The 9,059-nt window shown below is 72.8% G+C and carries 11 protein-coding genes; 6 read left to right on the top strand and 5 right to left on the bottom strand.

Translation table 11 applies throughout. The features are described 5' to 3' along the window. Positions 1-5 precede the first annotated feature (5 nt). On the top strand, positions 6-1,211 hold the full coding sequence (mmsB, locus tag HBB12_RS23045; RefSeq protein WP_272913294.1) for a multiple monosaccharide ABC transporter permease: 1,206 nt from the start codon (positions 6-8) through the stop codon (positions 1,209-1,211). A 249-nt stretch (positions 1,212-1,460) separates the two neighbouring features. Here the strand turns inward: mmsB and HBB12_RS23040 are convergent, their stop codons facing one another. Together HBB12_RS23040 and HBB12_RS23035 are read right to left on the bottom strand one after the other, a co-directional pair. After that, entirely contained in the window at positions 1,461-2,393 is a 933-nt protein-coding gene (locus HBB12_RS23040; protein ID WP_236991489.1) for a LysR family transcriptional regulator, read from the bottom strand. A 97-nt stretch (positions 2,394-2,490) separates the two neighbouring features. Beyond that, positions 2,491-2,748 (bottom strand): hypothetical protein, encoded by a 258-nt coding sequence (locus tag HBB12_RS23035; RefSeq protein ID WP_236991488.1) that lies wholly within the window; start codon positions 2,746-2,748, stop codon positions 2,491-2,493. Between the two features lie 194 nt (positions 2,749-2,942). Between HBB12_RS23035 and aroQ the strand changes: the two genes are divergently transcribed. Together aroQ and HBB12_RS23025 are read left to right on the top strand one after the other, a co-directional pair. Then, the gene (gene aroQ, locus HBB12_RS23030) at positions 2,943-3,389 is read left to right on the top strand and encodes a type II 3-dehydroquinate dehydratase (protein ID WP_236991487.1); all 447 of its coding nucleotides are present in this window, start codon (positions 2,943-2,945) and stop codon (positions 3,387-3,389) included. Between the two features lie 165 nt (positions 3,390-3,554). Beyond that, positions 3,555-3,836, top strand: a complete 282-nt coding sequence (locus HBB12_RS23025; RefSeq protein ID WP_336886948.1) for a CsbD family protein — start codon at positions 3,555-3,557, stop codon at positions 3,834-3,836. Between the two features lie 92 nt (positions 3,837-3,928). Here HBB12_RS23025 and HBB12_RS23020 read toward each other — a convergent pair whose 3' ends face one another. The 3 genes from HBB12_RS23020 to HBB12_RS23010 all read right to left on the bottom strand — a co-directional run bounded on the left by HBB12_RS23020 (position 3,929) and on the right by HBB12_RS23010 (position 5,311). Further along, a complete protein-coding gene (locus HBB12_RS23020) occupies positions 3,929-4,687 on the bottom strand; it encodes an outer membrane protein (RefSeq protein ID WP_236991486.1) in 759 nt (252 codons plus the stop codon). Positions 4,688-4,877: 190 nt separating this feature from the next. Beyond that, positions 4,878-5,093 carry a hypothetical protein gene (locus HBB12_RS23015; protein ID WP_236991485.1) on the bottom strand — a complete coding sequence of 72 codons (216 nt, stop codon included), beginning with the start codon at positions 5,091-5,093 and terminating at the stop codon, positions 4,878-4,880. A gap of 17 nt (positions 5,094-5,110) precedes the next feature. Further along, positions 5,111-5,311 carry a hypothetical protein gene (locus tag HBB12_RS23010; RefSeq protein ID WP_236991484.1) on the bottom strand — a complete coding sequence of 67 codons (201 nt, stop codon included), beginning with the start codon at positions 5,309-5,311 and terminating at the stop codon, positions 5,111-5,113. Positions 5,312-5,457: 146 nt separating this feature from the next. Between HBB12_RS23010 and HBB12_RS23005 the strand changes: the two genes are divergently transcribed. From HBB12_RS23005 to HBB12_RS22995, 3 genes are all read left to right on the top strand, one after another. After that, positions 5,458-6,291, top strand: coding sequence for a DUF6502 family protein (locus tag HBB12_RS23005; RefSeq protein ID WP_236991483.1), 834 nt, complete (start codon positions 5,458-5,460; stop codon positions 6,289-6,291). 11 nt (positions 6,292-6,302) lie between these two features. After that, positions 6,303-7,709 (top strand): DUF5666 domain-containing protein, encoded by a 1,407-nt coding sequence (locus HBB12_RS23000; protein ID WP_236991482.1) that lies wholly within the window; start codon positions 6,303-6,305, stop codon positions 7,707-7,709. A gap of 235 nt (positions 7,710-7,944) precedes the next feature. Further along, positions 7,945-9,018: a transglycosylase SLT domain-containing protein gene (locus HBB12_RS22995; protein WP_236991481.1), complete on the top strand. Its 1,074-nt coding sequence runs from the start codon at positions 7,945-7,947 to the stop codon at positions 9,016-9,018. Positions 9,019-9,059 lie beyond the last annotated feature (41 nt).

The following is a 9,059-nucleotide window of genomic DNA, read 5'->3' as shown; positions in this document are numbered from 1 at the left end:
CAGCCATGAGCGACACCGCGACTCCCGTCGAGGCCCCGCGGCCGCCGGCTATCGCCGGCTTCAACCCCAAAGCGTTGTCCGGCTCGCTGCGCGACTACGGCATGATCCTGTGCCTCGTCGGCATCGTGATCTTCTTCCAGTTCTTCACCGACGGGGCACTCCTGCGCCCGCTCAACCTCACCAACCTGGTGCTGCAGAACAGCTACATCGTGGTGATGGCGCTCGGCATGCTGCTGGTCATCGTGGCCGGCCACATCGACCTGTCGGTCGGCTCCACCGCCGGCTTCATCGGGGCGCTCGCCGCGGTGCTGATGGTACAGATGGGCCTGCACCCGCTGCCGGCCACCCTGCTCTGCCTCGTCGCGGGCGGGATCATCGGCGCGGCGCAAGGCTGGTGGGTGGCGTATTTGCGCATCCCGTCCTTCATCGTGACGCTCGCCGGCATGCTCGTGTTCAAGGGCCTGACCCTGGCGCTGCTCGCCGGCCAGTCGGTCGGGCCGTTCCCGTCCGAGTTCCAGAAGCTCAGCTCCGGCTTCATCCCGGACATCGTCACCGGCGGCGCGCTGCGCATCACCTCGGTGCTGGTCGGCGTTGCGCTCGCCCTCATCCTCGTCGGCTCGAACCTGCGCCGGCGGATGGGCCAGCAGCGCCAGGGTTTTTCCCCTGAGCCGATCGGCGCCTTCGCGCTCAAGAACGCGCTGGTCGCGGCGGTGATCGTCGCCTTCAGCACCTGGCTCGCCACCTATCGCGGCCTGCCGAACGTCCTGATCGTGATGTTCGCGCTGATCCTGCTCTACCGCTTCGTCACCAGCCGCACGGTGATCGGCCGGCGGATCTACGCGCTCGGCGGCAACGAGAAGGCGGCCAAGCTCTCAGGGGTCAACACCGAGCGGCTGACCTTCCTCACCTTCGTCAATATGGGCGTGCTGGCGGCTTTGGCCGGCCTGATCTTCGCCGCCCGCCTCAACACCGCGACCCCGAAGGCGGGTTTGGGTTTCGAGCTCGACGTGATCGCCGCCTGCTTCATCGGCGGCGCCTCGGCCTCGGGCGGCGTCGGCAAGGTGACGGGTGCGGTGGTCGGCGCGCTGATCATGGGGGTGATGAACAACGGCATGTCGATCCTCGGCATCGGCATCGACTACCAGCAGGTCATCAAGGGGCTGGTGCTGCTGGGAGCGGTGAGTATCGACCAGTATTACCGGAAGCGGTAGTCCAGGGACATCGCATCTCGCCGACACGGCTGGTCGATTGAAAATCGACTGACCTCGAAGGAGGGCTCCAGGGATCGCAACGGTATCTGGAGCCCTCCTTCGAGGCTCCTTTCAGTCGCACCTCAGGATGAGGTCGTGTGTGGGATAATAAATCCCTCGCTATGCTGATCTCTCGACTCAAACAGGCTCTGAATCTGTCAAGACCGCTGCGCGAACGCCCGGGCGTGTCTCATGCCCAGGTAGCCGGCCTCAACGCTCGCCGCCCCGCGCCCGCTCGCGCTCGGTCGCAAGCGCCGGTGCACCGAACCATTCCGCCCGCATCGCCTCGCGCAGCAGCGCCCCGACCGCCGGGGCATGCGGCCGGCCGCGGACGGTGACGAGGTTGACCTCGCGCCAGAATTCCGGCTCCACCAGCGGGCGCGCGACCACCCCGGGATGGGTCACGCAGGAGCGCGGCATGAAGCCGAAGCCGAGCCCCGAGGCGATCATCGCCAGGATCCAGTCGTCGCGCTCGCTCCGGTAGACCGTCTCGCAATCGGTGCAGCCCTGCGCTTCCCAGATCGGGCCTGCGACGCCGCGGAACTCGCAGTTGAGGCGATGCACGTAGTGCTGACCGCTGAGATCCTGCGGCCGGATCGCCTCGAGCGCCGCGAGCGGGTGGCCGGCCGCCACCGCGATCGCCATCGGCTCGCGGAACAGGGCGAGGTGGTGCAGCCGCGGATCGGGCTCGCGGCCCGGCAGGCAGTAGAGCGCGACCTCCAGCGACCCCGCCAGCAGGCGCTCCTCGAGGGCCCCGGCGCTGGCATCGACGATGTCGAGCTCGAGGTCGGGATGCCGCGACCTCAGGCCCCCGATCAGCCCGACCAGGGCGTCGGGCTGGATCGTGCACATCACCCCCAGCGTCAGGCGGGTGCGGCGCTGTCGGCCGAAGGCGCGGGCCTCGGCTTGCGCGGCCTGCGCCTTGGCATAGACCTCCTCCAGGTAGGGCCGCACGGTACGGCCGAGCTCGGAGAGCTGCGTGCCGGTGCGCTCGCGATGGAACAGGGGCCCGCCCAGCTCCTCTTCCAGGAAATGGATCGCCCGGGTGAGGGAGGGCTGGGTGACGTGGCAGGCCTGGGCCGCGCGGGTGAAGTTGTGTTCCTCGCACAGCGCCAGGAAGTACCGGATCTGGTGCATCTCCATCGTCGCCCTCCGCAGCATCGGCCTCGCACCGAAGGGCCCCGATGCCGGGGACTGCGTCGAGGCTAACACCACGGAGGCCGGTCGGGAACGACGCTTGTCAGCACCACGGGCAGGAGGGCCAGGCCGGCGGGTCGGAGGGCCGCACCGGCGCGGCCGTGGAGCGGACCATCGGGGGCACCCGGCGCGCCGCCCGGATGCCGGACTCGCCGTAGCCGGTATAATGCGGGGGCGCCGGCATCGCGGTCACGATCGCGGCGTCCCGGCTCTCGGGATGCAGAAGCGACTGGGTCCAGGCCTGGGCGGAGCCGGTGGAGAAGGCGGCGAGCACGACGCCGGCAAGGAGAAGGCTGCGCATCGGAAGGGATCCTTTCGGGGAACGGGACCGGATGTCCCGCTTCGTCGAGGGAGATCATCGCCGCCGCAGGCCTCCGCGGGCCAATGCCGTTCGCCTATCGTGGCGATGCCGTCCGGCTCTGGCGCGATGGTTGACGCGAGGCGGCGGACGGGCGCCTAACGCGCTGTCCCCGTGCCCCGCGAAGGAGCCCCGTCATGAGCCGCCTCGTCTATGTGCTGAACGGCCCGAACCTGAATCTGCTCGGCAAGCGCCAGCCGCACATCTACGGCAGCGAGACGCTCGCCGACGTCGAGGCCTCGTGCCGGGCGCTCGCCGGCGAGCTCGACCTGGAGATCCGCTTCCACCAGTCGAACCGCGAATACGAGATCATCGACTGGGTCCACGAGGCGCGCGAGACCGCCGGCGGGATCGTCATCAACCCGGCGGCCTTCACCCATACCTCGGTGGCGATCCTCGACGCGCTCAACACCGTCGAGGCGCCGGTGATCGAGGTTCACATCTCGAACGTGCACAAGCGCGAGGCCTTCCGCCATCACTCCTACGTCTCGCTGCGCGCCGACGGGGTGATCGCGGGGCTCGGCACGCAAGGATACTTGCTGGCGTTGCGCCGGGTCGCGCAGCTGATCGACACGAAGGCGTGACGCGACCGCTCGGCCCGCGGCGGGAATCCGGCCATGGACCGGCTGGCGACGGACCGGTCGGCCCTCTACCGGTATCCGGCAGCCCGATCTGGTGCAGCCGCATCATTGCCCGGGCGGTTGCGGCCGGTATGACCGCGCTCCCCTGAAACTGTCGGGATTTCCCGCATGAGCAGCATCCGCATCTCGGCGCTCCGTGGCGCCTTCCTGGGGCTCGCCCTCGCTTCCGTGGGGCCTGCCCTCGCCGACGACACGCCGACGACGGCGGGTGCGGTCGACCGGCTCAAGGGCCTCGCCAACGAGGCGGTCGGCAGCGCCAAGCGCGGCGTCGGCAACCTGACCGAGGACGAGTCGCTGAAGGCCGAGGGGCGCGAGCAGAAGCTCCGGGGACAGGCGCAGCAGGAGCGCGGCAAGGCCAAGGACGTCATCGAGAACGCCCTCGACAAGTAGTCCGCCAGGCCGCGCAGGGCGGCCCGGCGAAGAAGACCGGGGACGATGCTCCCGCATCGCCCCCGGCTCCTTCTCGACGCGGCCTGCTGGGGTCAGTCCGTCGAGAACCGGTAATTCAGGCCGGCGCGCACCACGCCGAACTCCGACTTGGGCTTGCCGAGGCCGTAGTAGGCGTTGGTCCCGGTGTCGTAGACGAGGCCGCCGCTGCCGCCGTTGCGGTCGAGGCTGACGTAGAGCGCCTCGATCCGGGCGCTCAGGCGCTCGGTGATGGCGTATTCGACGCCGCCGCCGGCGGTCCAGCCGGTGCGGAAGGTCCCCGGCAGGGTGCCGGTATAATACGAGGCGTTCGCCGGGGTGCCGCCGCCGCCATAGGCGAAGCCGCCGGTGCCGTAGACCAGGAAGCGGTCGAAGGCGTAGCCGATCCGGCCGCGCACCGTGCCGAACCAGTCGAGGCTCGGGCCGACGTCGTAGAAGGTCGTGGACCCGACGAGCCCGCTGCGGGCCCGCCCGAAGGTGGTGCCCTGGATGTCGGCCTCGGCGCCGATCACGAAGCCGGAGCCCGGCGTGAACTGGTAATTGTAGCCGATCTGGCCGCCGCCCACGAAGGCGGCGTCGCGGTGGCCCAGGGTCGCGGTGCCGTAGGTGGCATCCGTGAAGGTGCCGCCCCCGCCGCCGAATCCGGCGCCCGCGTTCACGCCGGCATAGAAGCCGGTCCAGGTGAAGACCGGGACGGGGGTGAAGGCCGGCGGCGGGGCGGCCCGGCGCGGCAGGTCTGCGGCGGCGGCCGGCGACAGGGACGTGAGGACAGCCGTGAGGGCGAGCGCGCCGGCCAAGCAGACTTGCGCTGGCAAGCCGACGCTTCCTCCGCTCAGGTCCTTTTCGTGACGCAGGTTTTTATCGCAAAACCGGTGGCCAGTTTTGCGAAACCTGCTTTGGCCGAGCGCTGCGGTGGGTCTTGTCATCGAGGATGCCGTTTCGTGGGGTGCATGGGGGCCGGGGCGGCGGACCGTCCGGGCCGTCAGGTGTCGGGTCCGAACCGGGTCAGAGGTTCTGGACGATGCAGATCGCCTGGAGGGCGACCAGCAGGATCGCGCCGCCGATGACGAGGCAGAGGGCGGCGACGATGATGGTTTCGCCGCCATCCGCCGGCTCGTGCCGGGAGCGGAGGGCCGAGCGAGGCTCCTCGATCTCCGGCGCCGGAAAGGCCCGGCCGAGGGGTGCGGGGTGGGGCCGGTCGCTGCGCAGGGCTTCGAGCATGGGGGCGGATTCCTCTGTCAGCGGGCCGGGGCCGAGGGCACGGGATGGGCGAGGTCGGCGAGCGTCGCCGCCGCCACCGGCAGCCCCAATCCGGCGATGACCGCCAGGGCGCGCACCAGCATCGCCACGGGCAGCCGCGACACCGGCCGGGGCCGACGGACTTTCGCGATCCGGAGCGGCTCGGCGGCGCGGCAGACGAGGGGAGGGGAGCTGGCCATCGGGGGATCCTGTGGCGTCGGACGGCGTGGGAAATCTGACCACGTCAATTCTCTATGTGGGCAAGATTCCCACGTCAACGGGAAATCGCTGCGCGCCGCGCTTTCGTGGGATTGTGTCCCACGGCTCCTGGGCTACAAAGGCGGTGATGTCAGAGCCGATCCCACGATTGCCGCCGGATGCCGGCGCGCTGCAGGCCCCGCTCGCCCGGCTGCTGCGCCCGCTGGTGCGCCTGTTCGTGCGCAGCGGGATCACCTTCCCGGCGCTGACCGACCTGCTGCGCGAGCTCTACGTGAACGTCGCCGAGTACGACTTCGCCCTGCCCGGCAAGGACCAGACCGACAGCCGGGTGAGCCTGCTCACCGGCATCCACCGCAAGGAGGTGCGGCGCCTGCGCGGGGCAGGCGCGCCGGTGAGCGCGGTGCCGGCCGCGGTCTCGCGCACCAGCCGCATCATCGCCCGCTGGGTCGCCGCGCCCGACTTCACCGAGGCCGACGGCCGGCCGAAGCCCCTGCCTCGCGCGGCCGAGAGCGGCCCGTCCTTCGAGAGCCTGGTCGCCTCCGTGACCAAGGACCTGCGCCCGCGGGCGGTGCTGGACGAGTGGCTCGACCGCGGCCTCGTCACCCTGGACGACGAGGAGCGCATCGTGCTGGCCGAGGCGGCCTTCGTGCCGAGCGGCGGCGGCAGCCAGCAGCTCTACTATTTCGGCCGCAACCTCCACGACCACATCGCCGCCGCGGTCGCCAACATCCTGGAGGAGAAGCCGCGCTTCCTGGAGCGCGCCGTGCATTACGACGGGCTGTCGCCCGCCTTGGCGCGGCGGCTGGAGGGGCGGGCGCGGGAGATCGCCATGGAGGCGCTGCAGCAGGCCAACCGCGAGGCGCATGCGGCCTGCGAGACCGATCCGGGCGGCGACGCGCGCTGGAACTTCGGCATCTACATCTATGCCGAAGAGGCCCCTCGGCCCGAGCCGAAGGCGTGAGGGAGCGGCCCGTGCGACGCGCTTCCTCCGTCACCCGGCGCGGCCTCCTGCGCCTCCTCTCCGGCGCGAGCTGGCTCGCGGCCGCCGGGCCTGCCGGGGCTGCCGGCGACAAGATTCTCGACCAGGGGATCGGCGGCACCGGCATCCGGCCCGGGCCCGACGAGGAGGGCGACCGCGGCATCGGCGGCACCGGCGTCGTCGGCACCATCCGGGGCTTCGGCAGCATCATCGTCAACGACCTGCGCATCGCCTACCCGGCCGACGTGCCGGTGACGATCGACGGGCGCCCGGCCCGGGTCGAGGACCTGCGCGTCGGCCAGGTGGTGCGCACCCTGGCGCAGCCGGGGGAGGGCGGTCTCTCCACCGCCGGCATCGCGGTGATCCACGAGGTGGTCGGCCCGGTGCAGGGCCTCGGCGCGGACCGGCTGACGGTGCTCGGCCAGATGGTCGCGACCGCCGGGCTGCCGCCCGGGATGCCGCGGCCGGTGCTCGGCGAAAGGGTCGCGGTGAGCGGGCTGCGCCGGCCGGACGGCAGCATCGCGGCGAGCCGGATCGACCCGGCCGGCGACGCGCCGGACCTCGTCGCCGGCCCGGTGCGGCGCGGGCCCGCGGGCGCCCTGCGCATCGGCAACCTGCCGCTCTCGGGTCTCGATCCGGCGCTCGCCGGCGGCCGGGCGGTGGTCCAGGGCAGCCTCGCGGGCGGGCGGCTCGCGGTGATGCGGGGGCTGCCGGCGAGCGAGCCGTTCGGCGCCGAGGTGCGGCGCCTCTCGATCGAGGCCTACGTGACCCGCGAGGGCGGCGCTCTGCGCACCGGCGCCGGCTACGCGGTGACCGGCCGCGGCGGCCTCGTCCCGGCCGGCGGCGGGCTCGCGATCCTCGACGGCCGCGCCGGCCGCGGCGGCCGGCTCGACCTCGAGGGCGTGCGCCTGCGGCCCGACCCGGCCGGGCGGGAGGGCGGCCGCGGGCAGGGCGGCCCGGGCCGTCCGGGTCAGGGCGGATCCCGGGGCGGTCCGGGCGGCGGACAGGGCGGTCCTCACGGGGGCTCCCATGGTGGCGCCTCTGGCGGCTCCCGCGGTGGTTCCCCCGGCGGCCCGCGCGGCGAGCCCGGCGGGCGATCCGGCGGGTTCGGCCGGTCGCCCGATCTCGGCGGGGACCGGCCGTTCGGCGGCTCCGAAGGCGGACGCTTCGGCGGCCCGGGCCGCGGCGAGATCGACCCGCGCCTGCCGGGCGGGGACGGGATGGGCCGCTTCGGCGGGCCCGGCGGCCAAGGTGGCATCGGAGGCCAGGGCGGCATGGGAGGCGGCTTCGGCGGGCCGGGCGGCCTGGCTCCGCAGGGGGGGCCCGGCGGGTTCGGCCGGCCGGGCGGCGGCGAGGGCTTCGGCGGCGGCGGCGGGTTCGGGGGCGGGGGCCGCCGCTGAGACGAATCAGCCGAATCACGGGACATCGCGACTCCACCGTCAGAGGCGAAAAAAGCTTGGCCGTTGTGTCCGTGCGGCCACACCGCACTGCGAAACCTGGGTATCCGACGGCTCAGTTAACGGCCAAGTCGGGGGGTGGAACGGCCAAGTCTCTTTCCCGCCGCATTTGAACCGGAGCAGGATGGGCCTTCCCGTCGGTGCGGCAGCGCACCGGCTTCCTCCAGCAGGTTGTTGCATGCGCAAGCGCCTCCTCATCGCCGTCGCCGTCGCGGCGCCGCTCCCGGCCACGGCCCAGGTGAGCCCCGCCCGCGACAACATCGACGCGCTGATCGAGGCGCATGCCAAGGCCAACGGCGTCCCGGCGAGCTTCATCCACCGGGTGGTGAAGCGGGAGAGCGGCTACAATCCCCGCGCGGTCGGCCGCGGCGGGGCGCTCGGCCTGATGCAGATCAAGCACGGCACCGCCCGGGCTCTGGGCTATAACGGCCCGGCCTCCGGCCTGCTCGATGCCCGGGTCAACCTGACCTACGGCGTCGCCTATCTCGCCGGCGCCTACAAGACCGCACACGGCAACGAGGCCCAGGCCTACAGCTACTACGCCCGCGGCTATTACTACGCCGCCAAGCGGGCGGGGGTGCGCACCGACGTGGCCGAGCTCGAGGCGCCGCCGGTGCGGGAGCTTCCCACCAACCCGCTCAACAAGTTCCTCGGCAGCGTGTTCGGCGCCCGCCAGCCGAATGCGGTTGCCACCGCCTCCGCCGACCCGTCGGTCGCCGCCCTGTCGAGCGCCGTCGCCCAGCCCGGCGCGGCGCCGCAATACACGCTGCCGCCGCCGGCGGCCCCGCAGGCCCTCGCCGCCTACCAGCCGGCCGCCGCGCAGGTCCAGGCACCCGAGGCCGTGGCGCCGGCGACGGCGCAAGCCGCCGCCGCCGATCCGGTCGTCACCGTGCCGCTGCCGCCGGTTCGCCCGGCCTCCCTGGCCTTCCACGCCGCCCCGGCCCCCGGCGCCGTCCTCGCCTATGCGGGCAACGCCGCCGTCCTGCCGTTCCCGACCTCCGGCCAGACGGTCAGCCTCGCGGCGGCTCCGGCGGCCGCCGCTCCCGCACCGGCCGCCCCGCCCGCCGCCGCCACGGTCGCCTCCCTCGATCCGGCCGCCGCGCTGCCCGAGCCCGAGGCCGGCCCCAAGATGCCGCTGCCGCCGCGGCGCCCGGTGGAGTTCCGCCACTTCGTCCTGCGCAAGCCCACGCCGCCGGTTCCCCAGACCGCCGCGGCGATGCCCGAGCCGGCCGCTGCCGCGATCGGCCAGTAGGCGCCGGGGCCTCGCGATCACGCCGATCGCCTTTGAAGCTC

It is taken from the genome of Methylobacterium sp. SyP6R (assembly GCF_019216885.1).
GTDB lineage: Bacteria > Pseudomonadota > Alphaproteobacteria > Rhizobiales > Beijerinckiaceae > Methylobacterium.
The sequence above is the reverse complement of the archived record's forward strand: the minus strand, read 5'-3'. Positions and strand labels throughout refer to the sequence as shown.

Coding starts and splice junctions, on each gene's coding strand:
- mmsB (WP_272913294.1), top strand. CDS start 6: ATGAGCGACACCGCGACTCCCGTCGAGGCCCCGCGGCCGCCGGCTATC.
- HBB12_RS23040 (WP_236991489.1), bottom strand. CDS start 2,393: ATGGAGATGCACCAGATCCGGTACTTCCTGGCGCTGTGCGAGGAACAC.
- HBB12_RS23010 (WP_236991484.1), bottom strand. CDS start 5,311: ATGGCCAGCTCCCCTCCCCTCGTCTGCCGCGCCGCCGAGCCGCTCCGG.
- aroQ (WP_236991487.1), top strand. CDS start 2,943: ATGAGCCGCCTCGTCTATGTGCTGAACGGCCCGAACCTGAATCTGCTC.
- HBB12_RS22995 (WP_236991481.1), top strand. CDS start 7,945: ATGCGCAAGCGCCTCCTCATCGCCGTCGCCGTCGCGGCGCCGCTCCCG.
- HBB12_RS23025 (WP_336886948.1), top strand. CDS start 3,555: ATGAGCAGCATCCGCATCTCGGCGCTCCGTGGCGCCTTCCTGGGGCTC.
- HBB12_RS23035 (WP_236991488.1), bottom strand. CDS start 2,748: ATGCGCAGCCTTCTCCTTGCCGGCGTCGTGCTCGCCGCCTTCTCCACC.
- HBB12_RS23015 (WP_236991485.1), bottom strand. CDS start 5,093: ATGCTCGAAGCCCTGCGCAGCGACCGGCCCCACCCCGCACCCCTCGGC.
- HBB12_RS23005 (WP_236991483.1), top strand. CDS start 5,458: ATGTCAGAGCCGATCCCACGATTGCCGCCGGATGCCGGCGCGCTGCAG.